General features: G+C 39.7%; 24 protein-coding genes. 14 read left to right on the top strand and 10 right to left on the bottom strand.

Annotated elements, in window-relative coordinates:
- Window positions 1-96 precede the first annotated feature (96 nt).
- The 3 genes from AACV33_RS13555 to nagA form a co-directional block, all read right to left on the bottom strand.
- On the bottom strand, window positions 97-1,680 hold the full coding sequence (locus AACV33_RS13555) for a cation:proton antiporter family protein (RefSeq protein WP_017022420.1): 1,584 nt from the start codon (window positions 1,678-1,680) through the stop codon (window positions 97-99).
- Window positions 1,681-1,757: 77 nt separating this feature from the next.
- Complete coding sequence (nagC, locus tag AACV33_RS13550) at window positions 1,758-2,972, bottom strand: DNA-binding transcriptional regulator NagC (protein WP_017022421.1); 1,215 nt, start codon at window positions 2,970-2,972, stop codon at window positions 1,758-1,760.
- A gap of 1 nt (window position 2,973) precedes the next feature.
- The gene (gene nagA / locus AACV33_RS13545) at window positions 2,974-4,110 is read right to left on the bottom strand and encodes an N-acetylglucosamine-6-phosphate deacetylase (RefSeq protein WP_012549617.1); all 1,137 of its coding nucleotides are present in this window, start codon (window positions 4,108-4,110) and stop codon (window positions 2,974-2,976) included.
- 401 nt (window positions 4,111-4,511) lie between these two features.
- On the opposite strand from nagA, the gene nagE reads away from it, so the two are divergent.
- Together nagE and glnS are read left to right on the top strand one after the other, a co-directional pair.
- Complete coding sequence (gene nagE, locus AACV33_RS13540) at window positions 4,512-6,002, top strand: N-acetylglucosamine-specific PTS transporter subunit IIBC (protein WP_017022422.1); 1,491 nt, start codon at window positions 4,512-4,514, stop codon at window positions 6,000-6,002.
- A 169-nt stretch (window positions 6,003-6,171) separates the two neighbouring features.
- The gene (gene glnS, locus AACV33_RS13535; RefSeq protein ID WP_023603604.1) at window positions 6,172-7,830 is read left to right on the top strand and encodes a glutamine--tRNA ligase; all 1,659 of its coding nucleotides are present in this window, start codon (window positions 6,172-6,174) and stop codon (window positions 7,828-7,830) included.
- Window positions 7,831-7,903: 73 nt separating this feature from the next.
- Here glnS and fur read toward each other — a convergent pair whose 3' ends face one another.
- The gene (gene fur / locus AACV33_RS13530; RefSeq protein WP_012549620.1) at window positions 7,904-8,347 is read right to left on the bottom strand and encodes a ferric iron uptake transcriptional regulator; all 444 of its coding nucleotides are present in this window, start codon (window positions 8,345-8,347) and stop codon (window positions 7,904-7,906) included.
- Window positions 8,348-8,527: 180 nt separating this feature from the next.
- On the opposite strand from fur, the gene AACV33_RS13525 reads away from it, so the two are divergent.
- On the top strand, window positions 8,528-8,992 hold the full coding sequence (locus tag AACV33_RS13525; protein WP_012549621.1) for a DUF4442 domain-containing protein: 465 nt from the start codon (window positions 8,528-8,530) through the stop codon (window positions 8,990-8,992).
- A 37-nt stretch (window positions 8,993-9,029) separates the two neighbouring features.
- On the opposite strand, the gene fldA is transcribed toward AACV33_RS13525, so the two are convergent.
- The 3 genes from fldA to AACV33_RS13510 form a co-directional block, all read right to left on the bottom strand.
- Window positions 9,030-9,557, bottom strand: a complete 528-nt coding sequence (gene fldA, locus AACV33_RS13520; RefSeq protein WP_012549622.1) for a flavodoxin FldA — start codon at window positions 9,555-9,557, stop codon at window positions 9,030-9,032.
- Between the two features lie 59 nt (window positions 9,558-9,616).
- On the bottom strand, window positions 9,617-9,838 hold the full coding sequence (locus AACV33_RS13515; protein ID WP_017022424.1) for a DUF2788 domain-containing protein: 222 nt from the start codon (window positions 9,836-9,838) through the stop codon (window positions 9,617-9,619).
- A gap of 86 nt (window positions 9,839-9,924) precedes the next feature.
- On the bottom strand, window positions 9,925-10,701 hold the full coding sequence (locus AACV33_RS13510; protein ID WP_017022425.1) for an alpha/beta fold hydrolase: 777 nt from the start codon (window positions 10,699-10,701) through the stop codon (window positions 9,925-9,927).
- A 93-nt stretch (window positions 10,702-10,794) separates the two neighbouring features.
- Here AACV33_RS13510 and seqA point away from each other — a divergent pair, with 93 nt between their 5' ends.
- The 3 genes from seqA (at window position 10,795) to AACV33_RS13495 (ending at window position 13,872) form a co-directional block, all read left to right on the top strand.
- Window positions 10,795-11,337, top strand: a complete 543-nt coding sequence (seqA, locus tag AACV33_RS13505; protein ID WP_182699373.1) for a replication initiation negative regulator SeqA — start codon at window positions 10,795-10,797, stop codon at window positions 11,335-11,337.
- Between the two features lie 48 nt (window positions 11,338-11,385).
- The gene (gene pgm, locus AACV33_RS13500) at window positions 11,386-13,032 is read left to right on the top strand and encodes a phosphoglucomutase (alpha-D-glucose-1,6-bisphosphate-dependent) (RefSeq protein ID WP_182699372.1); all 1,647 of its coding nucleotides are present in this window, start codon (window positions 11,386-11,388) and stop codon (window positions 13,030-13,032) included.
- A gap of 84 nt (window positions 13,033-13,116) precedes the next feature.
- A complete protein-coding gene (locus AACV33_RS13495; RefSeq protein ID WP_023603602.1) occupies window positions 13,117-13,872 on the top strand; it encodes a Nif3-like dinuclear metal center hexameric protein in 756 nt (251 codons plus the stop codon).
- Window positions 13,873-13,986: 114 nt separating this feature from the next.
- On the opposite strand, the gene AACV33_RS13490 is transcribed toward AACV33_RS13495, so the two are convergent.
- Complete coding sequence (locus AACV33_RS13490) at window positions 13,987-15,276, bottom strand: citrate synthase (protein WP_017022428.1); 1,290 nt, start codon at window positions 15,274-15,276, stop codon at window positions 13,987-13,989.
- Window positions 15,277-15,668: 392 nt separating this feature from the next.
- Between AACV33_RS13490 and sdhC the strand changes: the two genes are divergently transcribed.
- The 8 genes from sdhC (at window position 15,669) to sucD (ending at window position 25,260) form a co-directional block, all read left to right on the top strand.
- A complete protein-coding gene (gene sdhC / locus AACV33_RS13485; protein ID WP_023603601.1) occupies window positions 15,669-16,064 on the top strand; it encodes a succinate dehydrogenase cytochrome b556 subunit in 396 nt (131 codons plus the stop codon).
- Entirely contained in the window at window positions 16,058-16,405 is a 348-nt protein-coding gene (sdhD, locus tag AACV33_RS13480) for a succinate dehydrogenase, hydrophobic membrane anchor protein (protein WP_012549630.1), read from the top strand. Before sdhC ends, sdhD begins: the two co-directional genes overlap by 7 nt.
- Window positions 16,405-18,171 carry a succinate dehydrogenase flavoprotein subunit gene (gene sdhA, locus AACV33_RS13475; protein WP_023603600.1) on the top strand — a complete coding sequence of 589 codons (1,767 nt, stop codon included), beginning with the start codon at window positions 16,405-16,407 and terminating at the stop codon, window positions 18,169-18,171. The genes sdhD and sdhA overlap by 1 nt, the downstream gene beginning before the upstream one ends.
- 14 nt (window positions 18,172-18,185) lie before the next feature.
- Window positions 18,186-18,899 (top strand): succinate dehydrogenase iron-sulfur subunit, encoded by a 714-nt coding sequence (locus tag AACV33_RS13470; RefSeq protein ID WP_012549632.1) that lies wholly within the window; start codon window positions 18,186-18,188, stop codon window positions 18,897-18,899.
- 122 nt (window positions 18,900-19,021) lie between these two features.
- Window positions 19,022-21,838, top strand: a complete 2,817-nt coding sequence (gene sucA, locus AACV33_RS13465; RefSeq protein ID WP_023603599.1) for a 2-oxoglutarate dehydrogenase E1 component — start codon at window positions 19,022-19,024, stop codon at window positions 21,836-21,838.
- 19 nt (window positions 21,839-21,857) lie between these two features.
- A complete protein-coding gene (gene odhB, locus AACV33_RS13460) occupies window positions 21,858-23,069 on the top strand; it encodes a 2-oxoglutarate dehydrogenase complex dihydrolipoyllysine-residue succinyltransferase (protein ID WP_065611333.1) in 1,212 nt (403 codons plus the stop codon).
- Window positions 23,070-23,221: 152 nt separating this feature from the next.
- Window positions 23,222-24,388, top strand: coding sequence for an ADP-forming succinate--CoA ligase subunit beta (sucC, locus tag AACV33_RS13455; RefSeq protein ID WP_012549635.1), 1,167 nt, complete (start codon window positions 23,222-23,224; stop codon window positions 24,386-24,388).
- Window positions 24,388-25,260 (top strand): succinate--CoA ligase subunit alpha, encoded by an 873-nt coding sequence (sucD, locus tag AACV33_RS13450; RefSeq protein WP_017022432.1) that lies wholly within the window; start codon window positions 24,388-24,390, stop codon window positions 25,258-25,260. Before sucC ends, sucD begins: the two co-directional genes overlap by 1 nt.
- A 97-nt stretch (window positions 25,261-25,357) precedes the next feature.
- Here the strand turns inward: sucD and znuB are convergent, their stop codons facing one another.
- Window positions 25,358-26,143: a zinc ABC transporter permease subunit ZnuB gene (gene znuB, locus AACV33_RS13445; RefSeq protein WP_065611331.1), complete on the bottom strand. Its 786-nt coding sequence runs from the start codon at window positions 26,141-26,143 to the stop codon at window positions 25,358-25,360.
- Window positions 26,140-26,910: a zinc ABC transporter ATP-binding protein ZnuC gene (znuC, locus tag AACV33_RS13440; RefSeq protein WP_012549638.1), complete on the bottom strand. Its 771-nt coding sequence runs from the start codon at window positions 26,908-26,910 to the stop codon at window positions 26,140-26,142. Before znuC ends, znuB begins: the two co-directional genes overlap by 4 nt.
- Window positions 26,911-26,923: the final 13 nt, after the last annotated feature.

Here is a 26,923-nt window from a genome sequence, read left to right as displayed (position 1 = left end):
AAGAAGAAAGGAAGAAGAAAGGAAATAAGAAGGAATTGATATCATTCCTTCTTATTTGATGTACTTGATTATCTTTGATTGGTTATAAATAAAACGTTATTGATTGAATTTAGGGTTTAGTTGCTCTGTGACATGGCGAGCAAAACCACTACCTGCTTCATTGTATATATTAAAGGCTGCATCAACCCCTTGTTCTACTAAGCCATCGATTTGGTCATTATAAGCGGCAATTGCGGCGGTTTGTCCTTTGTAATTTCTCGATTTTAATTGCTCTAAAGCAAATTGATTACCTTGATGGTTTGGCATCGCAAGCAAAACAAGTTTAACGTGAGATGTCGATAAAATACGTTCCCAAAAATCAGGATCGGTAGCATCACCGGTGATCACGTTTCGTCCTAGTTCTTGATGATGTTTTGCTGCATCGTCTTTAAGCTCTATGCCTAAAATAATATCCCCATATTTATCTTTAAGCTCATCGTAAGCACCGCTACCTATACGACCCATACCTAAGATTAATATTTGTGCTCTACCTGGATTAATCAGTTTATCCATTGAATTTAGCTTTTCTGCGGTATGTTCTTTTAACCAATGGCGAGATCGTTGGTAAATGGAGTGTCCAAAATTATTTAATGGCGCTGAAATAATAAATGATATAGAAACGGCTATAGCAATGGCAACTAGCGTGTCTCCTGGTAACCAACCCATTTTAAAGGCGAGGCCACCAACAATAAGACCAAACTCACTGTAATTAAACAATGTAAGGGAGGCGAGTAAAGAAGTGCGTACACGGAATTTAAATTTATTGATAATAATAAAATATAAAAATCCTTTTACTGGAAGTAATAAAATGAGAAGTAGAGCAAGAGTGAGTCCAGATAGCGTAGGTGCTGCTGATAAACCTATATTTAAGAAGAAACAAATAAGGAGTATTTCTTTTAAGTTAAATAGAGATTTAGATAACTCGGATGCTTTTGAATGGCCAGCGAGTAGCATTCCTAAAATAAGTGCGCCAAGATCCGGTTTCATTCCAACCAATTCAAACGTACCAGCTCCTGCGACTAACGCTAAGAAAATACCATAGAGTACGAGCATCTCACCATGACCTGCCCAATCTAATAGTTTGAAGAAAAGGGGTCTAAATAAAGGAAGGGCAAATAAAGCAAGGGCGGTAATTTCAGGGATCTTTCCAGTCGATACACTTAAGAAGACAACAGCAAAAATATCCTGCATGACCAGAATACCAATGGCTAATGTCCCATAGGTTGCATTCATTTCCCCTTTTTCTTGTAAGGCTTTAACAGCAAAAACGGTACTCGAAAAAGAGAGAGCAAAGCCAAATAACACTAATTGTGCTATTTCTATATTTGCTAGCATGGTAATGCCAAGTAACTTTAACCCTAATAACGCGAGGGTGAAAAATAGGGTTGAAAATACATTATGAAGTGTGGCGCCCAACCAAATTTCTTTTGCTAGTAGTGTTTTTATATCGAGTTTTAAACCAATAGAAAATAAGAGAAGAGTGACACCAAGATCAGCAAAAGTAGATAATGTATCGTTAGATTGAAAGCCGAAAGCGTGTAAGCCGAACCCTGCTAATAAAAAGCCTACCAATGGAGGTAAATTTATTTTTAATGCGATGAAGCCCATGACAAAGGCCGCGATAATAAAGAGCAACTCCATAAAAGATATTTTCCTGAAAGTAATAAAAAGGGCCGCAAATGCAGCCCTTAGGGTAACATGACAAAAATTATTCGCGCTTACTCATCTAATAATTTTTGTAACAAGACGCCATTAAGCATTGCGCGCTTAACCATTGAGAAAGCACCAATCGTCGGTTGCTTGTCGAGTTTTGAGGCTACAACGGGTAAGTTTTTATGAAAAGCGGTTAATGATTGATTTTTAATGCAATTCTGTATTGCTGCAAAGACAATTTTATCGGCTTGGGTGATTGCTCCTGCGATAACTATTTTTTGTGGATTAAATAGGTTTATTGTCATCGCAATTGCTTTACCAAGCTGGTTACCAACACGTAATAAAGTCTGTGTTGCTAATTCATCTCCATGATTTGCGGCATGGCAAATATCAGACATAGTTATCGTTTCTAACTGAGAAAGGCTAGATGGGTAACCCTGCTCAAGTAACGTCTCTATACGCGAAATAATTGCAGGGTTTGCTGCAACTGTTTCTAAACATCCAAAGTTACCACATTGGCATTTATCGCCGATTGGATCGATTTGAATATGACCGATTTCTCCAACGTTTCGATTATGCCCTAGAAATACTTTACCATTAACAATAATACCAGCCCCGGTTCCTCTATGAACACTCACTAGAATAGAATCTCGGCAATCTTGAGAGGCCCCGAAATAGTGTTCAGCGAGCGCTAAACCTCGAATATCATTACCAACAAAGCATTGAATATCAAACGTTTCTTTAATGAAGTCAGCCAATGCTAGTTTGTCTATATCGGTATTTGGCATATATTCTACAACGCCCGTTTCTGGGTTAACCAAACCAGGGAGTGTGATACCAATAGCGATGAGTTGTTTGATGGTGTCTTGATTACGGGTAATGAAGTTTTGGAGTAATTTATTTAGGCCATCTAAAAGGTGTTCTTGGTTACTATAATGAAATTCTTGGTATTCACTGGCTAATTCTTTTGTTGAAAGATCAAATAGGCTTAGCTGAATATAATCACGGCCTAAGCGCACCGCGATTGAATGAAAGGGTGAGGTTTCGGTAGTCAAAGAAATTGCTCTTCGACCACCAGTTGATGCTTGTTGCGCGACTTCTTTAATTAAGCCACGCTCTAATAATTGACGGGTTATCTTGGTAACACTTGCTGGTGCAAGTTGACTAACGTCTGCGATTTGAATTCGAGAAATCGGTCCTTTTTGGTCGATTAAACGATAAACAGCGGCACTGTTTAATTGTTTTACTAGATCTACATTACCAATTTGTCCGTCAGTCATATTAACTTTGCTCGTATTGTCCGTTAACAACAGTCGCTTTTACATTAAAGTCACGATCAAAAATAGCAAGGTTAGCTACCATGTCTTTTTTGATTCGACCAAGTTTATTATCTACACCAATTGCTTGAGCAGGATATAACGTAGCCATACGTAGAGCTTCATCTAAAGCGATTCCAACGTGTTCAACTGTATTCTGAACTGCTTCAATCATAGTCAGAGCTGATCCACCTAATGTGCCATTTTCATCAACACATTTACCATCCTTGTAATATACTTTCTTCCCCACAAAAATAAAGTATTCCATGTCAGCACCTGCAGGAGCTGTGGCATCGGTCACTAATACTAACTTTTCTTTCTTTATTTTGTGCGCGATACGAATGTTTGCGTAATCAACATGGAAGCCATCAGCGATAATGCCAGCATAAACGTCTGGTGTATCGTAGATTGCACCAACAACACCTGGTTCACGACCTACCATTGGTGTCATTGCATTAAATAAATGAGTAGCGAATGTAATGCCTGACTCAAAACCTTGGCGAGCTTCTGCATACGTTGCGTTTGTGTGGCCAATTGAAACAACAATACCGGCCTTGTGAAGACGCTCAATATGTTCAGGATCATTTTGCTCAGGAGCCAATGTCACTTTTGTGATTAAATCAGCGTTATCACACATAAGTTGGATCATATCTGAATCTGAGTGACGGATATGGTCAACGCTGTGAATGCCTTTTTTCATGACATTTAGGTACGGACCTTCAAGGTGTAAACCTAAAGATTGGTTTTGATATTTGTTGTGATATTCACGAGCAGCTTCAATAGAAGCGCGCATATCTTCGTCTGAAGAAGTGATTAATGTCGGTAAAAAGCTAGTACAACCCGATTTAAGGTTTGCTTCATGCATTATTTGCATGGTTTTTGCTGTAATTTCATCATTTAGCATTACACCACCACAGCCATTTAGCTGAAGGTCGATGAAACCAGGGCTTAAATTAGCACCGTCTAAATCTTTACGTTCGATGCCATCAGGAAGTTCAGATGTTAGGCAGATTTTTTCAATATTGGTGCCGTTGATAATCACTGAGTGATCAACAAGAACATCATTACCAGTATAGACTTTACAGTTAGTTAGCGCATACATAGCGTGAATCCTTTAAGTTATAATTTAGTGTACAAAAAAAATAGAACTTTTTTTGTGGAAATTTTTAAGCAAGTAAAAAATAAAACTGCTTACTGAGCGGTACACTCTATGTCCTAAATGTTTCGTTCAGTAATGACAAAATTGAGTCTATTTATGACCAAATATTATTCCGGATGTTTTATTCTTTCGAATGATAAAATAAGTTTTATGATCTCGCTAGCAAAATACCTTAAATATTCCCTCTGCAGGTGATAATGATCACAATTAGCTCGCTTTTAATTTGCGGGGCGAAATTAATCCCTTACACTGACCCTGTTAATAACGAGTAGCGAAATAAGTTTATAATAAGCTAACGTAAGCTACTCAAAAAAATCTAAAATCCTTATAGGGGGAATCTAAAGGTGAATATTTTAGGATATTTTCAAAAAGTAGGTAAAGCACTGATGGTACCAGTTGCTACATTACCTGCAGCAGCAATTTTAATGGGTATTGGTTACTGGATTGATCCGGTGGCTTGGGGCGGCAATAGTGCATTAGCAGCGTTTTTAATCAAAGCTGGTGCGTCTATTATTGATAACATGTCTGTACTATTCGCAATTGGTGTTGCTTATGGTATGTCTAAAGATAAAGATGGTGCAGCGGCACTTTCTGGTTTTGTTGGTTTCCTTGTTGTAACGAATCTTCTTTCTCCAGGTGCGGTAGCTCAAATTCAAGGTATTGATCCTGCTGCTGTTCCTGCTGCTTTTAGTAAGATCAACAACCAATTTGTTGGTATTTTAGTTGGTATCATATCTGCTGAAATTTACAACCGTTTCTCTGCTGTTGAATTGCATAAAACACTTGCATTCTTCTCAGGTAAACGTCTTGTACCTATTCTAACGTCATTTGCAGGTATTTTAATTGCGTTCGTGCTTATGTACGTATGGCCAGCAATCTACGATGGTCTTGTTCACTTCGGCGAATCAATTCAAGGTATGGGTGCTACGGGTGCAGGTATCTATGCATTCTTCAACCGTTTATTAATTCCTGTAGGTCTTCACCATGCACTTAACTCAGTGTTCTGGTTCGACGTTGCTGGTATTAACGACATCCCTAACTTCCTAGGTGGCGCAAAGTCTATCGCTGAAGGTACTGCAACTGTAGGTGTTACAGGTATGTACCAAGCTGGTTTCTTCCCAATCATGATGTTTGGTCTACCAGGTGCAGCACTAGCTATCTACCACACTGCAAAAGTTGAGAACAAAGAAAAAGTAGCATCTATTATGATTGCTGCAGGTTTCGCATCGTTCTTTACGGGTGTAACTGAACCACTAGAATTCTCATTCATGTTCCTTGCTCCTGCATTGTATGTAGTTCACGCAGCATTAACGGGTATCTCTGTATTCATCGCAGCATCTATGCATTGGATTGCAGGCTTCGGTTTCTCTGCGGGTCTAGTTGATATGGTTCTTTCTAGCCGTAACCCACTAGCGGTTAATTGGTATATGCTAATTATCCAAGGTATCGTTTTCTTCGCTTTATACTACTTTATCTTCCGCGCTGTAATCCTTAAGTTTAACCTTAAGACTCCAGGCCGTGAAGACGATGATGAAGAAGAAAGCTCAATCCGTGGTTCTAAAGAAACAAGTGAACTAGCTAAGCAGTATCTTAAAGCGCTTGGTGGTCACGACAACATAGAAAACATTGATGCTTGTATCACTCGTTTACGCTTAACTCTTAAAGACACTAGCGTAATCAGCGAGAAGCAACTGAAAGGTCTTGGTGCAATGGGCGTAGTTAAACTTGGTTCAAACAATGTTCAAGTTATCCTAGGTCCTCTTGCTGAAATCGTTGCTGGTGAAATGAAAAAAATCCCAGCTTCTGAAGACTTAACAGCAGTTGCACTACCATAATTATTGAGTAAATTAACTCGATTTAATGAGCCGCTCTAATTAGAGCGGCTTTTTTTATGGAAATAAAGCAACTATTTGATTCTATATATTGAGTATTGGCCCATAATTGTGGATCATAGGGAGATATGAACAATTTGTTCTTTCTCCTAATACCAATGAGGTGCTTTAGATGAGTGAAACTGAAACTCGTCCTACCAACTTTATCCGTCAAATTATTGATGAAGACCTAAAGTCAGGTAAACATTCCAGTGTCCATACTCGTTTCCCGCCAGAGCCAAACGGTTATCTGCATATCGGACACGCAAAATCTATCTGTTTGAATTTTGGTATTGCTCAAGATTATCAGGGACAGTGTAATCTACGTTTTGATGATACTAACCCTGAAAAAGAAGATATTGAATACGTTGAATCAATCAAAAATGACGTTAAATGGTTAGGTTTTGATTGGAGCGGAGATATTCATTATTCTTCGAATTACTTCGATAAATTGTATGACTACGCGGTTGAATTGATTGAGAAAGGACTGGCTTATGTTGATGAGTTAACCTCTGATCAAATCCGTGAGTACCGTGGTTCTCTTAAAGAGCCGGGTAAAAACAGCCCATACCGTGATCGTAGTGTCGAAGAGAACCTTGCGCTATTTGAACAAATGCGTGATGGTAAATTTAAAGAAGGCACTATTTGCTTACGTGCAAAAATCGACATGGCTTCTTCATTTATCGTTATGCGCGATCCTGTTATTTATCGTATTCGTTTTGCTACTCATCACCAAACTGGCGATAAGTGGTGTATCTACCCAATGTACGATTTTACTCATTGTATTTCGGATGCACTTGAAGGCATTACGCATTCTATCTGTACATTAGAATTCCAAGACAACCGTCGTTTATACGATTGGGTTTTGGAAAATATTACGATTGATTGCCAACCACATCAATATGAGTTTAGCCGTTTAAACTTAGAATACACGATCATGTCTAAGCGTAAGCTTAATGAACTGGTTACTGAGAAATTAGTAAACGGTTGGGATGATCCACGTATGCCTACGGTTTCTGGTTTACGTCGTCGTGGTTTTACTGCGGGGTCTATTCGTGAATTCTGTAAGCGCATAGGTGTAACTAAGCAAGAGAACATGATTGAATTTGGTTCATTAGAATCGTGTATTCGTGATGATCTAAATGAAAATGCACCTCGTGCAATGGCTGTACTTGAACCTGTAAAAGTAGTGATTGAAAACTACGAAGAAGGTAAAGTCGAAACGCTAAACGTTGCAAATCATCCAAATAAACCAGAAATGGGTACTCGTGAAGTTCCATTTACTCGTGAAGTTTATATTGAGCAAGATGATTTCCGTGAAGAAGCAAACAAGAAATACAAACGTTTAGTACTTGGTAAAGAAGTGCGTTTACGCGGTGCTTATGTTATTCAAGCAAATCGAATTGAAAAAGACGAAGCGGGTAACATCACGACTATTTTCTGTAGCTATGACACAGAAACGCTAGGTAAAAACCCAGCAGATGGTCGTAAAGTGAAAGGCGTTATTCATTGGGTATCTGCAGACAAAGCGTTCCCTGCAGAAATTCGTCTATATGATCGTTTATTCACAGTGCCAAACCCTGCGGCTTTAGAGGATTTCTCAGAAAGTATTAATCCTGAGTCATTAATTACTAAACAGGGTTTTGTTGAACCAAGCTTAGTAACTGCAGAAGCGGAAGCTGGCTATCAATTTGAACGTACAGGCTATTTCTGTATTGATAACAAAGACTCTACTCCAGAGGCTCTTGTATTCAACCGTACAGTAGGTTTACGTGATACTTGGGAAGGTTAATCCTAATCAAGTAATTTATAGATAATAAAAAACCAGCAGAGATGCTGGTTTTTTTATGCACGTAAACTAAATATTAGCCATTATGAGCGGTGGTATTTTCTATGCAGTCACCAGTAATACAATGACCATATAGATATAAGCTGTGATTAGTTAAGCGAACATTGTATTTATTCGCAATGTCTTTCTGACGTTCTTCTATTAGATCATCAGAGAACTCGATTACTTTGCCGCAATCTAGACATACAAGATGATCGTGGTGATGTTGTGTTGCTAGTTCAAAGACCGATTTACCGCCTTCAAAATGATGGCGAGTAACAATACCTGCATCATCAAATTGGTTTAGTACGCGATAAACAGTAGCAAGTCCAATCTCTTCACCAATATCGATTAATTTTTTATATAAATCTTCAGCGCTAATATGTTGGCTCTCGGGTTGCTGTAAGATTTCTAAAATTTTAAGACGCGGAAGAGTTACCTTTAAACCGGCTTTTTTCAGTGCTTGGTTGTTATCTGACATTGACTTTTCCTGTATTGGCATTCTGCATCGATTTCTTGTGCAGTTTTAATAACTTAATTATAGGGAACATTCAATTCAGTTGAAACCTTATCTGCAAGATCTCTTACAAAAAAATAGATGTTGATCTTTTGTTAATATACAAACTATTATGAGGTCTGACCAGAATTAAAGGAAATAAATATGTACCGTTACTTTACCCCAAAAATAGTCCGATGGGCATTAAATATTTGGCCTCCATTTTGGGGCGCTGGGATATCGATCAAAAACATTTCAGAAAATTTTCAAGATGTTCGAGTTGTACTAAAAGATCGATTTTGGAATAGGAATGCGAATCGTACCCAATATGGAGGAAGTATTTTTTCTATGACTGATCCGGTTTTTTCGTTGATGCTAATGGGTATTTTTCGGGAAGAATATTTTGTATGGGATAAAAAAGCAGAAATCGATTTTATTTCACCGGGAACAAGTAACCTAGAGGCTCATTTTGTTATTTCAGATGAAAAAATAAAAGAAATTAAACAATTAACGGAAAATGGAAATAAATGCTTTCCAGAGTTTGAAGTGTATATTTATGATAAGAATGGAAAGGTGGTGGCAAGAGTCAATCGAACATTGTACGTGAGGAAAAAACCTCAATTTAGATAATGCCCTCATGACAGAGGGCACCCATAAAAACTAAAATTTAGTCTTCAAGTTCTGCTAAACACATTTCTTCATGGATTTGTTTCACCCATGCAGTAACACGTTCTTCAGTCAGCTCTGGTTGGCGATCTTCATCAATACAAAGACCAACAAAGTTATTTTCATCAACGAGAGCTTTAGATGCTTCGAATTCATAGCCTTCTGTTGGCCAGTAACCAATTACTGTGCCGCCTTTTGCTTCTACGATGTCACGAATATTGCCCATCGCATCACAGAAATACTCAGCGTAATCTTCTTGGTCGCCACAACCAAAAATAGCAACAAGCTTAGTTGAGAAATCAATGCCTTCTAACTCTGGGAAGAAATCATCCCAATCACATTGAGCTTCACCGTAATACCATGTAGGGATACCTAAAAGAAGAAGGTCAAAGTTATCAATGTCTTCTTTACTGCTTTTCGCAATATCTTGTACATGAACTAGCTTTTTACCAAGCTGTTTTTGAATCATCTTGCCAATAGCTTCAGTGTTACCTGTGTCGCTACCAAAGAAGAGTCCTACACTTGCCATATGATGAATACCTGTATTTTTCTAATTAATGAAATTTGGTGTTATTTGATTAGTTGAATTTAGCCAAGCCCTGCGCCTTCCCAGCTGAGCTGAATAAGACCTTTCGCAATAAAACCAGTACAACCAAGAAAGAGTACTAGCCAAACAATACGTCGGCCAAAAGGTGGGACATTTCCCTGTTTTAAAACATCTTTTATTGCCATACCGATAAAGAAAAAAATCGAGGCAAACAATAAATCTAATCCAATAGATTCAATAAGATCAAAATGTTCATACAGCATGATTCACCCTTACATTATGCAGGCTTGCTAAACTAATCATATAATGACGCAAAACTATACCATAGCTTTGCGCTGGTTGGTATTGATTATCTTTTACGACTATTTTCTATAAAACGATTAATTATGCGATAAATCGTCTCTGGTTTTTCTGCATGCAACCAATGCCCGGTTCCATTCACTACATGCGCTTTTGCAGTAGGGAATTGAGCCATGATGCTTGCTCTATGCTCAGGCAGAATATAATCGGAATTTTCTCCTTTTATAAATAAGACATGGCCTGAGAAGGGAGTGATGTCATGCCAACCAATAATGTCAGAATACTGATTAAATAACGTCGACACGTTAAATCTAAAAGTTAACGTATTATTTACTTTATGCAATGACTTACTTAAAAATTGTCTAACTCCGGGATCAATAATTGAGGTTGATAATAAGACATCTGCTTCTTTTCGAGACGTTGGTGGCGTTGTTATTACACGTTGTAATCCAGCAAAAACAGCATCATGTTTTCGTTCTGGGTATGAAACTGGGGCCATGTCTAAGATAGAAAGAGAATTAATTTTTTCTGGGGAAGATCCAGCAATAGCCATTGCTACTTTGCCTCCCATTGAATGCCCAATAATATGGGCAGACGTAATGGAAAGATGATCCATTAATTCAATTACATCAGTCGCAAGTAAGTCATAATTATGTTCATTAGAGTGAAAAGAAAGTCCGTGATTACGAAGATCAACACTGATCACTTGATAGCTACTTTCAAATTGACGTGCTATCAATCCTAGGTTATCTAAGCTTCCGAATAGACCATGAATAAGGATCAATGGATCCCCGTTTCCTTGTTGTTTGTAATTAAGTCGCTTCATTTTTCTATGTTGTGTTAGGTTTGTCGTAGAGTATCACGATTATACAAGGTATAATTATGCCTTCATAAATAGATTAAGAATACGAACCATATAATGAAGACAATTGAAGTAGATGAAGAACTATACCGCTTTATTGCGAGCCAAACTCAACACATCGGTGAAAGTGCCTCTGATATTTTACGTCGTATCTTAATGCAATCATCCGCAACTGAACTTGTTGTTACAGCGCCTTCTGCTGTTATCAAACGAGGCATTGTCGTTAGTAAAGATGCCGGCAAAGAGATCTCTGTTGATCGAGTGAAAGCAGTACGTACCTTATTAATTTCTGATGAATTCTCCTCACTAGATAAAGCGATCGATCGCTTTTTAACTGTATTATCAGAATTATATACCATTGACTCTAAAGCTTTTTCTGAAGCAACAGAAGTTAAAGGTCGAACTCGAGTTTATTTTGCTGATAATCAAGATACCTTAATAGCAAGTGGTAAAACGACTAAGCCTCGAGAAATCAAAGGAACGCCTTTCTGGGTTATTACAAACACGAATACTAATCGCAAGCGCCACATGGTTGAATTATTAATGGAACGTATGGGTTTCCAACATGATTTAACAGAAAAAGTGTGCGCGGCGATTTAATTTTTTGAGTTAGCACTCAAATCATAATTTGTCACAAGGAATCGTCAAATGGCTATACATCCTCGCGCTGGGCAAAAAGCTCAGCAAGAAGATTTACACAATATCCCAGCATTAGTTGCTAATTATTTTTTATTAGAGCCAAACCCAGCTAATGCCGATCAGAAAGTGCAATTTGGTACTTCTGGACACCGTGGAACGGCGGATAAATCAACGTTTAATCAGCATCATATTTGGGCAATTGCTCAAGCGGTTGTTGATGTTCGTAAAGCGAATGGAGTGACTGGTCCTCTGTTTTTAGGGAAAGATACTCACGCATTATCTGAACCTGCATTTACGTCTGCAATTGAAGTATTTGTTGCAAATGGCGTTGAAGTTATTATTCAAGAGAATAATGGCTACACTCCGACCCCCGGTATTTCGCATGCAATTTTAACGCATAATGTTAAATTTGATGAGAAAGCGGATGGTATTGTGATTACACCTTCTCATAACCCACCTCAAGATGGCGGCATTAAATATAATCCTGTTCATGGAGGACCGGCAGAAGGTGAGCTGACGACAGCCATTGAAAATCGTGCGAATCAATTGATTGCGAATGAATTAACAGAAGTTAAACGCGTTTCTATAACAGAGGCGATGGCTTCTGATCTTGTGAAGCAAATTGACTTAGTTCAACCGTATATTAATGATCTGAAAAATGTGATTAATATTGAAGCGATTCAAAAAGCAAATTTAAAATTAGGTGTCGATCCACTTGGCGGTTCTGGCATTGAATATTGGCGTCAAATTGGTCAGGCGTTTGAACTTGATTTGACTCTTGTGAGTGAAGCTATCGATCCGTCATTCCAGTTTATGTCGTTAGATAAAGACGGTGTAGTTCGTATGGACTGTTCTTCACCTTATGCAATGGCTGGATTATTATCATTAAAAGATGATTATGATTTAGCGTTCGGTAATGATCCTGATTATGATCGCCATGGTATTGTTACGCCATCAGGACTAATGAACCCAAATCATTACCTTGCAGTATGTATTGATTATTTATATCGAAATCGACCTCAGTGGAAAAACGAAGTCGCTGTAGGTAAAACTCTCGTTTCTTCAGCTATTATTGATAAGGTTGTGGCTGATTTAGGCCGTGATTTATGTGAAGTTCCTGTTGGTTTTAAGTGGTTTGTTGATGGTTTATACAATGGGACACTAGGCTTTGGTGGTGAAGAAAGTGCAGGTGCTTCTTTCTTACGTTTTGATGGTACACCATGGTCAACAGATAAAGATGGTATTCTTTTGTGTCTACTTGCTGCTGAAATTACAGCAATAACAGGTATGAACCCGCAAGAATATTATAATAAACTTGCGGCTCAACACGGTGAATCAAGTTATAACCGTATTCAAGCGGTTGCGAATAAAGAACAAAAAGCGGTATTAAGTAAACTCTCTCCAGAGATGGTGTCTGCAACAACATTAGCAGGTGATGAGATTACTGCACGTTTAACGCATGCTCCTGGTAACGGTGCTGCGATTGGTGGTTTGAAAGTAACAACGGCGAATGGTTGGTTTGCTGCACGCCCATCTGGAACTGAAGAGATTTATAAAATTTACTGCGAAAGTTTTAAAGGTGCTGATCATTTGGCATTGATTGAGCAAGAAGCACAAGAAATTGTAAGTAATGTATTTAAAGACGCTGGATTATAGTGGTCTAGTATAATTTCAGTAAAATATTAATAAAAAAGCAGCGCATGTCGCTGCTTTTTTTATTTTAAATATAGGGACGTGATAGTGAATAATTTTCAGTTAGAAACAGTACTAAATAATGAATTAAAACCTCAATTAATTAAAGACTATTGCCCAAATGGACTTCAAGTTGAAGGTAAAAATGAAGTAAAGAAAATCATTACAGGTGTAACTGCTTCTCAAGCACTTATTGACGCTGCGATAGAGCATAAAGCAGATGCATTATTAGTTCATCATGGCTACTTCTGGAAGGGCGAAAATGAGTCAATTAAAGGGATGAAAGGCAATCGTATTCGTTCTTTAATTAAAAATGACATTAATTTATTTGCTTACCATCTTCCTTTAGATATACACCCAACACTTGGTAACAATGCGGAGTTAGCTCGTTTATTTTCAATTATAAATGTTGAAGGGCTAGAGCCAACGCCTCAATCCATAGCAATGAAAGGAGAGTTTGACGTTGCATTATCTGGCGAAGATCTTAGTTTAAGAATCAGCCAAATATTGAATAGAGAGCCCTTACACATTACCCCAGATGTGAATAAAAATATTAAAACAGTGGCTTGGTGTTCTGGTGGAGGTCAAGATTATATTGAGTTGGCGGCAGAGCAGGGGATAGATGCGTTTATATCAGGAGAAATATCTGAAAGAACGACTTATATCGCACGTGAATTAGGCATTCATTATTTTGCAGCTGGTCATCATGCAACGGAACGTTATGGAGTTAAAGCTCTTGGTGAGTGGTTGGTAAGAGAGCACGGATTTGACGTTAAATTTATTGATATTGATAATCCAGTATAGGCATTTACTTATGGATTCATTATTTGATGTTATTTAAATCAGAATAAAAAAGGTTGATGCTAACGCATCAACCTTTTTATTTAAGAAATAGTGACTATCTACATGAACTCTAAATTATTCACGTTCGTGAAGTGGTCTAAATTCGCGTAACTCTTCACCTGTATAAAGTTGGCGAGGACGACCAATACGGTTATCTGGATCACTGTGCATTTCGCTCCAGTGTGCGATCCAACCAACAGTACGAGACAGTGCAAAAATAACAGTAAACATTGATGCAGGGATCCCAATCGCTTTTAGAATAATACCTGAGTAGAAATCTACGTTTGGATACAGTTTTTTAGATACAAAGTATTCATCAGATAACGCAATTCGTTCAAGTTCCATTGCTACATCTAACAGTGGATCTTTAATGTTTAGCTCTTTCAATACTTCATGACACGCTTCACGCATTACTGTTGCTCGTGGATCGTAGTTTTTATAAACTCGGTGTCCAAAGCCCATTAATCGGAAAGGGTCTTCCTTATCTTTTGCTTTTGCAACGTACTCATCAATATTATCAAGAGAGCCAATTTCTTCAAGCATACGCAAACAAGCTTCATTTGCACCGCCATGTGCTGGTCCCCAAAGAGAAGCAATACCTGCGGCGATACATGCAAATGGGTTTGCACCTGAAGAGCCCGCTAAACGAACTGTTGATGTTGACGCATTTTGTTCATGATCAGCATGCAGAGTAAATATTTTATCCATAGCACGAGCAACAACAGGATTTACTTCATATTCTTCACATGGGTTTGCGAACATCATGTGCAAGAAGTTTTCAGCATACGTTAAGTCGTTACGTGGATAGATAAACGGTTGACCAATTGAATATTTGTAGCACATCGCTGAAAGTGTTGGCATTTTAGATAGAAGTCTAAATGCCGCAATTTCACGATGTTCATCATTATTAATATCTAGTGAATCATGGTAGAAGGCCGCTAATGCACCAACTACACCACACATTACAGCCATTGGGTGAGCATCACGACGGAACCCATGGAAGAAGCTTGAAATTTGTTCGTGAACCATCGTATGACGGGTAACAATATCTTTGAACGTTTCGTATTCTTCACGGCTTGGTGCTTGGCCATTCAGTAGTATGTAACATACTTCTAAGTAATCAGCATTATTTGCTAACTGATCGATTGGGAAGCCACGGTGTAGTAATACACCTTTATCGCCATCAATGTAGGTAATTTGAGATTCACAAGATGCAGTGGCAAGAAAACCAGGGTCAAAAGTGAAGTAACCATTAGCGCCTAATTTGCGTACATCAATCACTTCAGGTCCGATAGTGCCTTCCATTACTGGCATGTCTATTGGTGCTTGACCTTCAATGTGAAGAGTTGCTTTCTTATCAGCCATAACATTCTCCTTTTGTTATATTTTTATTCTATCCCGGATATGAGAGTGACAACTTTGTACCCATTACACGGGCTAATGTCAATTTTTGTGCGCTTATGTGTGCACTTGTTTATATTTTTGATGAAAAAAAAGTTAATTTTCTGTGGTGTGATGTAGGTGTTATTTATGCGTTTGTAATCAGATGTTTCACATCGTATACTGCGGCTGAGTCTCTGGTCTGTCCCTTGTATTATATAGGGTTAACGTGAATTTCATCTACTTAAAAATAGAGTTTTATTTGTTAAATAACTCGCATAAAGAGATGTTGCTCACAACGAAAGTTATGAAAATGTTAAATTTAACTGACTTTTGATAGATCAGGGGTATCTATAACAATAAAATGCTCAATGGAGCTGAGTGAGCCCCTTGTGAAAGTTAAGAAGTCAAGACCTGTCAACTTAGATCTACAAACGATCCGTTTTCCAATAACGGCTATCGCCTCTATTTTACACCGTGTAAGTGGTGTAATTACTTTTGTTTCTGTTGGAATATTGCTTTGGTTATTAAACCTATCGCTTTCTTCACCTATTGGATTTGCACAAGCCGCTGATCATATCGATGGCTTTTTTGTGACGTTCATTATGTGGGGTATCCTGACTGCTCTCGCTTATCATATTGTTGTTGGTATTCGTCATTTACTGATGGATATGGGACATTTTGAAGAGTTAGAGTCAGCCAGCCAAAGCGCTAAAATTGCGTTTGTAATTACAGCAGTGTTATCTCTTTTAGCAGGAGTATTGGTATGGTAGCTAATGTATCTTCCCTTGGTCGTAGCGGAGTTCATGATTTTATCTTGATCCGTGCTAGTGCGATCATCCTAACCCTCTACACACTATATATTGTTGGTTTTTGTGTTTTTGGCCCAGAGCTAACCTATATGTCATGGACTAACTTCTTTGGTGGTTTGTTCACCAAAGTATTCACCATGCTAGCTTTACTCTCCATAATCATTCATGCGTGGATAGGTTTATGGCAAGTACTTACAGATTATATTAAACCAGTATTGTTGCGTGCTCTGCTTCAACTAGGTTTGGTTGCTGTTTTGCTTGGGTATTTCTTCTCTGGTTTAATTATTGTGTGGGGTGTGTAGTGAGTATTGCTGTTAGAGAATTTGACGCTGTTGTAATCGGCGCTGGTGGTGCAGGAATGCGAGCTGCACTACAAATTTCAGAACAAGGCTTATCATGTGCTTTGTTATCAAAAGTGTTTCCAACTCGTTCTCATACTGTATCTGCTCAAGGTGGTATTACCGTTGCTCTCGGTAATGCGCATGAAGATCACTGGGAACAACATATGTACGATACCGTAAAAGGTTCCGATTATATTGGCGACCAAGATGCAATCGAATACATGTGTAAGAATGGCCCTGAATCAGTTATCGAATTAGAGAAGATGGGATTGCCTTTTTCTCGTTTTGATGACGGTACGATTTATCAGCGACCATTCGGTGGTCAATCTAAAAACTTCGGTGGTGAGCAAGCGGCACGTACTGCGGCGGCAGCTGACCGTACTGGGCACGCCTTGCTTCATACGTTATACCAACAAAATATTAAGCACAAAACGACCATTTTTTCTGAGTGGTATGCGCTTGACCTTGTTAAAAATGAAGACGGTGCGATTTTAGGCTGTACCGCGCTTTGCATGGAAACAGGGGAGATTTGTTACTTTAAATCGAAAGCAACCATCCTTGCTACAGGTGGCGCTGGTCGTATTTATGCGTCAACAACGAATGCGCACATTAATACCGGTGATGGTGTTGGTATGGCGATTCGTGCTGGCGTTCCAATGCAAGACATCGAAATGTGGCAATTCCACCCGACGGGCATTGCCGGTGCGGGTGTTCTTGTTACTGAAGGTTGTCGTGGTGAAGGTGGTTATCTTCTAAATAAAGACGGTGAGCGCTTCATGGAGCGTTATGCTCCAAACGCGAAAGATCTTGCTGGTCGTGATGTTGTTGCTCGTTCAATGATGGTTGAAATTCGCGAAGGTCGTGGTTGTGATGGTCCTTGGGGTCCTCACCTTAAACTGAAGTTGGATCATTTAGGTAAAGAAACGCTTGAATCTCGCCTACCTGGTGTGTGTGAGCTATCTCGTACCTTTGCTCATGTTGATCCAGTAAAAGAACCAATCCCAGTGATTCCTACTTGTCATTACATGATGGGTGGCGTACCAACACAAGTGTCTGGTCAAGCTATTAAGCAAGACCCAACGGGCGCAGATGTAGAAATTCAAGGTCTATTTGCTTGTGGTGAAATTGCGTCGGTATCGGTCCATGGTGCAAACCGCCTAGGTGGTAATTCACTGCTTGATTTAGTCGTGTTTGGTCGTGCAACCGGTCTTCATTTAGGTGAAACACTGAAGAAACAAGCAGAAGCTAAGCCGGCTACTGAAGCGGATATTGAAGCGTCTCTCGATCGTTACAATCGTTGGGAGAACAGTACGGGTGGTGAAGACCCAGTTCAAATCCGCAAAGACTTACAACAATGTATGCAAAATAACTTCTCGGTATTCCGTGAAGGCGATGCAATGGCTAAAGGTCTTGAAGAGCTTAAAGCGATTCGTGAGCGTTTGAAAAATGCTTATCTTGCCGATAAATCAACAGAATTTAACACTCAACGTATCGAATGTTTAGAGTTAGAAAACTTGATGGAAACGGCATTTGCAACCGCGGTTGCAGCTAACTACCGTACAGAAAGCCGTGGCGCGCACGCTCGTTTTGATTTTCCTGAACGTGATGATGCAAATTGGTTATGTCACTCAGTATATAATCCTGAGACGGAATCAATGACAAAGCGTAGTGTAAACATGGAGCCTATCCATCGTGAAGCATTTCCACCTAAAGCACGTACGTACTAAGAGAGGGCAGAAAGATGAAATTGAATTTTTCAATCTACCGTTATAATCCGGATGTAGATAATGCCCCTCATATGAAGGCGTATACGTTAGAAGTGGAAGAAGGCTCTGATATGATGGTGCTAGATGCACTTATCTTATTAAAAGAGCAAGATCCTACAATATCATTCCGTCGTTCATGTCGTGAAGGTGTATGTGGTTCTGATGGCTTAAATATGAATGGTAAAAATGGGCTTGCTTGTATCACTCCGTTATCAGAGTTGATTGGTAAAGGTGATCTTGTTATTCGTCCATTACCAGGCTTACCTGTCGTTCGAGATTTAATTGTCGATATGGCGCAGTTCTATGAAAATTATGAGAAAGTGAAACCTTTCCTAATCAGTGATGGTGCTACACCGCCTTCTAGAGAAAACCTACAGTCTCCTGAAGAACGTGAACACTTAGATGGGTTGTATGAATGTATTATGTGCGCATGTTGTACGACATCATGCCCATCATTCTGGTGGAACCCTGATAAGTTCATTGGACCTGCTGGGCTTCTTGCTGCTTACCGTTGGTTAATTGATAGTCGTGATACCGCAACAAACGAACGTTTGTCTAATTTAGACGATGCATTCAGTGTTTTTCGTTGCCATGGCATAATGAATTGTGTAAGTGTATGTCCTAAAGGGTTAAATCCGACAAAAGCGATTGGTCATATTAAGACCATGCTATTGAAGAAAGCGGTATAACCATACTCCCTCAACTTACTCATTGGTTTTATGAATCTTATTAAGCGGTGAGTAAGTTGAAGTTTATAAGCCCGGCACAAAAGACCGGGATAGACGTGAAACTACTGGATTAAGGGAAAATAATGCAGAATAGCGTGATGAAGGCATGGTTTGAGTCTTCACATTTAGCTGGCGCTAATGCAACGTACGTAGAAGAACTCTACGAACTCTATCTCAGTGACCCGGAAATCGTTAGCGATGAATGGAGAGAAGTTTTTGATACACTTCCAGTTGAGAATACTGGTGTATCAGAACAAGCCCATTCCCCTGTACGAGATTATTTCCGTCGTCTTGCGAAAGAAACAAAGCAAGTTAGTGCTCAAGTTAATGATCCAGATGTAGATGCTAAGCAAGTACGTGTTTTGCAGTTAATTAATGCATACCGTTTCCGTGGTCACCAAAATGCGAATTTAGACCCATTAGAGCTACAACAACATGAATATGTTGCAGAGTTAGAACCTGCTTTTCATAATCTAACTGACGCCGATTTCTCCGAAACGTTTAATGTTGGTTCTTTTGCTTCTGGGCAAGAGACAATGAAGCTTTCTGATTTGTATGAAGCACTACGAGGCACTTATTGTGGTTCTGTTGGTGCAGAATACATGCATATCACTAATACAGAAGAGAAACGTTGGATCCAACAACGTTTAGAATCTGTTGCGGGTAAACCAACATTTACGCCTCAAGAAAAGTTAACCTTCCTTGAAGAGCTAACTGCCGCCGAAGGGCTAGAGCGTTACTTAGGAGCTAAATTCCCTGGCGCCAAACGATTCTCATTGGAAGGTGGCGATGCCATGGTTCCGATGGTGAAAGAAATTATTCGCCGTGGTGGTGAAAATGGATGTCGTGAAATCGTTATCGGAATGGCTCACCGTGGACGTTTGAATATGTTAATCAACGTCCTTGGTAAAAAACCTCAAGACTTATTCGATGAATTTGCGGGTAAACATGGCGAATCATGGGGTACTGGTGATGTAAAATATCATCAAGGTTTCTCTTCTGATTTTGCTACGCCAGGCGGTAATGTTCACCTAGCCCTAGCGTTTAACCCCTCTCATCTTGAAATTGTTAACCCTGTAGTCATCGGTTCAGTTCGTGCACGTCAAGACCGTTTGAATGATGCCGCAGGTGACAAAGTCATTCCAATTACTATCCATGGTGATTCTGCGATTGCGGGTCAAGGTGTGGTGGCTGAAACATTCAATATGTCTCAGGCTCGTGCATTCCATGTTGGTGGTACGATTCGTATTGTTATTAATAACCAAGTTGGTTTTACAACATCGAATCCTAAAGATATGCGTTCAACGCAGTATTGTACTGATATTGCTAAAATGGTTCAGGCACCGATTTTCCATGTGAATGCGGATGATCCTGAAGCGGTTGCTTTTGTTACTCGTATTGCTCTTGATTATCGTAATGAATTCAAACGTGATGTTGTGATTGATTTAGTTTGTTATCGCCGTCATGGTCATAACGAAGCTGATGAACCAAATGCTACACAGCCTTTGATGTATCAAAAAATCAAAAAACATCCAACGCCTCGTAAGTTGTATGCAGATACATTGATTGCGCGTCAAGATCTTGAGCTAGAAACAACAACTCAATTAATTAATGAATATCGTGATGCTCTTGACCATGGTGAAGTCGTGGTTAAAGAGTGGCGTCCAATGCAACTGCATAATGTAGATTGGTCTCCATTTCTTGGTCACGATTGGAATATTGAGTGGGCTAACGAATTCGATAAAAATCGTTTGGTTGAGCTTGGTCAGCGTGTTTGCCAATACCCAGACAGTCATAAATTACACAGTCGCGTGAATAAGATGTGTAATGATCGTATTTCTATGGTTGCAGGTGAAAAAGCAATTGATTGGGGTATGGCCGAAACATTAGCCTATGCAACTCTTGTTGATGCGGGTCAGCGAATTCGTATTACTGGTCAAGATTCTGGCCGTGGTACTTTTTTCCACCGTCATGCTGTACTGCATAATCAATCTGATGCGAGTACGTATGTTCCGTTGGCAAATATTCATGATAAGCAAGGCCCATTTGAAGTACATGATTCTGTGCTTTCAGAAGCGGCGGTACTTGCGTTTGAATATGGCTATGCAACGGCAGAACCAAGTGGTTTAACCATTTGGGAAGCACAATTTGGTGATTTTGCTAACTGTGCTCAAGTGGTTATTGACCAATTTATCTCTTCTGGTGAGCAAAAATGGGGTCGTATGTGCGGTCTTACAATGCTATTACCTCACGGTTATGAAGGTCAAGGTCCTGAGCATTCATCTGCACGACTTGAGCGTTTCTTACAAATGTGTGCTGAACAAAATATGCAAGTTGTTGTTCCATCAACACCTGCACAGGTTTATCACATGCTGCGCCGTCAAGTTGTTCGTCCAATGCGTCGTCCATTGATCGTAATGTCACCAAAATCATTACTACGTCATCCTCTATGTACATCGTCACTAGAAGATCTTGCTGAAGGTAATTTCCAACCAGCAATCCCTGAAATCGATGCTCTGGATCCTGCGTTAGTTAAACGCGTCGTGTTCTGTTCTGGTAAGGTTTATTTTGATCTTTTAGAGCAGCGTCGTACTAATGAACAGAATGATGTTGCTATTGTTCGTATTGAGCAGCTTTACCCATTCCCTAAAGAAGACGTAGAAGCCGCCATCGCACAATATACAAATGTAGTGGATTATGTTTGGTGTCAAGAAGAGCCACAAAACCAAGGTGCTTGGTACTCAAGCCAACATAACTTCCGTTCAGCATTACCTGCGAGCGCAATATTACACTATGCAGGACGTCCAGCGTCTGCCTCTCCGGCAGTTGGCTATATGTCGGTGCACGTGAAACAACAAAAAGCGTTAGTTGAAGACGCTCTGACCCTAGATAAGAACTAGAAAGTATAGGAAAACGGATATGACAATCGAAATTCTGGTTCCAGATTTACCTGAATCTGTAGCAGACGCTACTGTAGCAACATGGCATAAACAACCTGGTGATGCAGTTGAGCGTGATGAAATACTTGTAGATATTGAAACAGATAAAGTGGTTCTTGAAGTACCGGCTCCTGAAGCTGGTGTACTCGAAGCTATTTTTGAAGATGAAGGTGCGACGGTTCTTTCTAAACAGTTGCTTGCTAAAATCAAACTAGGTGCAGTTGTTGGTGAGCCAACAAAAGATGTGACGAATGAGACGGAGTCTTCTCCTGATAAACGTCACACCGCATCGTTAGCAGAAGAGAAAAATGACGCATTAAGCCCTGCGGTACGTCGTTTACTTGGTGAGCATGACATTAAAGCATCAGATGTAAAAGGCACCGGTGTTGGTGGTCGAATTACTCGTGAAGATGTTGATGCACATGTTGCAGCATTAAAAGCAACATCAGCAAAAGCCACGGTATCTAATGAGCCAGCTGCGCCATTAGCTCATCGTAGCCAAAAGCGCGTACCAATGACTCGTCTTCGCAAAACAGTAGCAAGACGTTTATTGGAAGCGAAAAACAGCACGGCAATGCTAACGACGTTTAATGAAGTAAACATGAAACCAATCATGGAACTTCGTAAGCAGTATCAAGAGCAGTTTGAAAAGCGTCACGGCACTCGTTTAGGTTTCATGTCTTTCTATGTGAAAGCGGTAACTGAAGCACTTAAACGCTACCCTGAAGTGAACGCATCCATTGATGGTGATGATATTATTTATCATAACTATTTTGATATTAGCATGGCGGTATCTACGCCACGTGGTTTAGTGACTCCAGTACTTAAAGACTGTGATGCACTTGGTTTTGCTGATATTGAAAAAGGCATCAAAGAGCTTGCAATCAAAGGCCGTGATGGAAAATTAGCGGTTGAAGACTTGATTGGTGGTAACTTTACTATCACAAATGGCGGTGTATTTGGTTCGCTTATGTCGACCCCAATTATTAACCCACCACAAGCTGCAATTCTAGGTATGCATAAAATCCAAGATCGTCCAATGGCGGTTGACGGAAAGGTAGAAATTCTACCAATGATGTACCTTGCACTCTCTTATGATCACCGTCTAATCGATGGTCGTGAGTCAGTAGGTTTCCTCGTAACGATTAAAGAGTTACTTGAAGATCCTGCTCGCTTACTACTAGACGTTTAGTAATAAATATCTAGAAATAAACAAAGGCTATCATGCTCACGATAGCCTCTTATTCAACTTCATTATTGGATAAAAATAGAAAGATGCCTTAGAGCGTCTTAGGACATTAAAAATTCCCATTAAAGGGAATAACATAAAATGGATAGAACATAATGAACCTACATGAATATCAAGCAAAGCAACTCTTTGCAGAATACGGCCTTCCTGTACCCGAAGGTTACGCTTGTGATACGGCTCAAGAAGCTTTTGAAGCGGCTGGACGTATAAGCACTGCGAAAAAAGTGGTTAAGTGTCAAGTCCACGCTGGTGGTCGCGGTAAAGCGGGCGGTGTTGAGCTGCATGACACAAAAGAAGGCGTTAAAGAATTCGCTCAAAAGTGGCTAGGTAAAAACCTAGTGACTTTTCAAACGGATGCTAAAGGCCAACCAGTAACGAAAGTCTTGGTTGAAGAAGCATCAAATATTGCAAATGAATTATACCTAGGTGCGGTTGTTGACCGTGCTACGCGTCGTATCGTGTTCATGGCATCGACTGAAGGTGGTGTGGATATTGAGAAGATTGCTGAAGAAACTCCAGAGTTAATTCATCAAGCGGCTATTGACCCATTAGTTGGTCCTCAAGCTTTCCAAGGCCGTGAATTAGCCTTTAAACTTGGTCTTGAAGGCGATCAAATTAAGCAATTCGTTAAGATCTTTCTAGGTCTTGGCAACATGTTTGCTCAGTATGATTTAGCGCTACTTGAAATTAACCCACTTGTGGTAACGGCAGAAGGTAACCTTCTGTGTCTAGATGGTAAAATTAACATTGATTCTAATGCTATGTACCGTCAACCAAAACTGCGTGAAATGCATGATCCATCTCAAGAAGATGAGCGCGAAGCACATGCAGCACAATGGGAATTAAACTACGTTGCCCTAGATGGCAGCATTGGTTGTATGGTAAATGGTGCAGGCCTTGCTATGGGCACAATGGATATCGTGAATCTACACGGTGGCCAACCTGCTAACTTCCTAGATGTTGGCGGCGGTGCAACAAAAGAGCGTGTAACAGAAGCCTTTAAGATCATCTTATCAGACAGCAATGTAAAAGCGGTTTTGGTTAACATCTTTGGTGGTATTGTTCGCTGTGACCTTATTGCTGATGGCATTATTGGTGCGGTTGAAGAAGTGGGTGTAAAAGTGCCTGTTGTTGTTCGCCTTGAAGGTAATAACGCACCACTAGGGTCACAAAAACTGGCTGAAAGTGGCCTAAATATCATTGCGGCTACTTCATTAACTGAAGCGGCTGAAAAAGTTGTTGCTGCTGCGGAGGGCAAATAATGTCTGTACTAATTAATAAAGATACAAAAGTTATCTGCCAAGGTTTCACTGGTGGCCAAGGAACATTCCATTCAGAGCAAGCAATTGATTACGGAACAAAAATGGTTGGTGGCGTATCACCAGGCAAAGGTGGTCAAGTTCATTTAGGCCTTCCTGTATTTAACACCGTTCGTGATGCAGTTGAAGCAACTGGCGCAACCGCTTCTGTTATTTATGTACCAGCACCTTTTTGTAAAGATGCGATTCTTGAAGCAATCGATGCGGGCATCAAATTAATCGTAACGATTACAGAAGGTATTCCTACGCTTGATCTTCTTGACGTTAAAGTTCGTCTAGATGCTGAAGGTGTTGTGATGATCGGTCCTAACTGTCCGGGTGTAATTACTCCTGATGAATGTAAGATTGGTATTATGCCTGGTCACATTCATAAAAAAGGTAAAGTAGGTATTGTCTCTCGTTCAGGTACATTGACTTATGAAGCCGTGAAGCAAACAACGGATGAAGGTTTCGGCCAATCAACGTGTGTTGGTATTGGTGGTGACCCAATTCCGGGTTCAAACTTCATTGATATCCTAAAGCTATTCCAAGAAGATCCAGAGACTGAAGCAATTGTAATGATTGGTGAAATCGGTGGTACAGCGGAAGAAGAAGCGGCTGAGTTCATTAAGCATAATGTAACTAAACCTGTAGTTTCTTACATTGCAGGTGTTACCGCGCCTCCTGGTAAGCGTATGGGGCATGCTGGTGCAATCATCTCTGGTGGTAAAGGCACTGCTGAAGATAAGTTTGCAGCACTTGAAGCTGCAGGTGTTAAAACAGTTAAGAGCCTTGCTGATATCGGTAAAGGATTACGTGAAATCACTGGTTGGTAATCAACTGTTGATATTACCGTAAAAATAAACCCCGAGTTCTTGTGAACTCGGGGTTTTTATTTATGGGTATCATCTAAAGCTTATTATATTAAGACTGTTATTGAGTCGTTTTCTTTAACTGAGATAACATAAAGATAGCTGCGCCAGAAACAACAACGGAAGGGCCCGCTGGGGTATCGTAGTGCCAAGAAAGGGCAAGACCTGCAATAACGGCAATACAACCAAAGATTGATGCGAATAGCACCATTTGTTCTGGTGAACGAGAAAAACGTCGAGCGGTAGCAGCAGGAATAATTAGCAACGAAGTAATAATTAATGCACCAACAAACTTCATTGATATCGCAATGACTAACCCAACCATTAGCATTAAGACTAAACGCATTAACTCTACATTTACTCCCTCAACTTGAGCCAATTCTTCACTGATCGTGGATGACAATAGTGGGCGCCATACAATGTATATCAAACCTAAAACGATGATAACGCCGGTATAAATATAAATTAAGTCGTCATAAGTAACGGCAAGTAAATCACCAAACAAATAAGACATTAAATCCACACGCACATTATCTAAAAAGCTGACAGCAACGAGTCCTAGCGAGAGAGAGCTATGCGCTAAAATACCAAGTAAGGTATCAGTTGCGACTAAACGTTGTTTTTGTAGCGTAACTAATAATAATGCGATGGCAATACAGCAGACGATCAACGCTAAATTTAAGTTGATGTCGAATAAAAAGCCAAGAGATAACCCAAGTAAAGAGGCATGAGCGAGAGTATCGCCAAAATAGGCCATTTTTCTCCATACAACGAAAGAACCTAATGGCCCTGCAAGTAATGCAATGCCTAATCCTGCTAAAAGAGCAGGAAGTAAAAACTCAATCATGATGATGCCTTTTTATTTTTACTGCAGCATGAACCATTGGTAGGTTCACCAGAAAGATCATGATTGTGGTGGTGGTCATGATGGTAGAAGGCCAATTCTTGATCTCGTTGTTGACCAAATAATGCAATGTATTTAGGGTGTTTAGAGATCGACTCTGGCGCACCAGAACAACAAATATGATGCTGCAAACAAATGACCTCGTCTGTTTTCGCCATCACAAGATGCAAATCATGAGAGACCATAAATATTGCGCAATTAAAACGATGACGAATTGACTCTATTAGCGCATACAAACTGATTTGACCTTGAACATCGACACCTTGGGCTGGTTCATCAAGTACTAGTAAGTCTGGACGTTGTAGCAGTGCTCTTGCGAGTAATACCCGCTGAGATTCGCCACCCGATAATTTATGCATATTTGAGTTAAGTAAATGTTCAGCCTCGACCAGCTTTAATGCATCAAGGTATTCTTGTTGGCTGTATTTTCCCGCTAACTTCAAAAAGCCTTGTACTGTTAGAGGAAGGGAGTCATTTAAATGTATTTTTTGAGGTACGTAACCAATGCGTAATTTTTTTTCTCTTTTAATCTGACCACTGGTCGGTTTTTGCAAACCGAGAATAGCTTTCACTAACGTTGATTTACCTGCACCATTGGGACCAATCAAAGTAATGATCTTATTTGATTCGATGGATAATGAAATATTATCGAGAACATGACGGTCATCAAAGACAACGCAGACATCTTGTAAAGTGAGTAAAGTAGTCATTTTAAAATAAGAG

This window comes from Aliivibrio sp. SR45-2 (genome assembly GCF_963890165.1).
Lineage (GTDB): Bacteria > Pseudomonadota > Gammaproteobacteria > Enterobacterales > Vibrionaceae > Aliivibrio > Aliivibrio salmonicida.
Note: the sequence above shows the minus strand (reverse complement) of the source record. Positions and strands in the feature narration are given on the sequence as shown.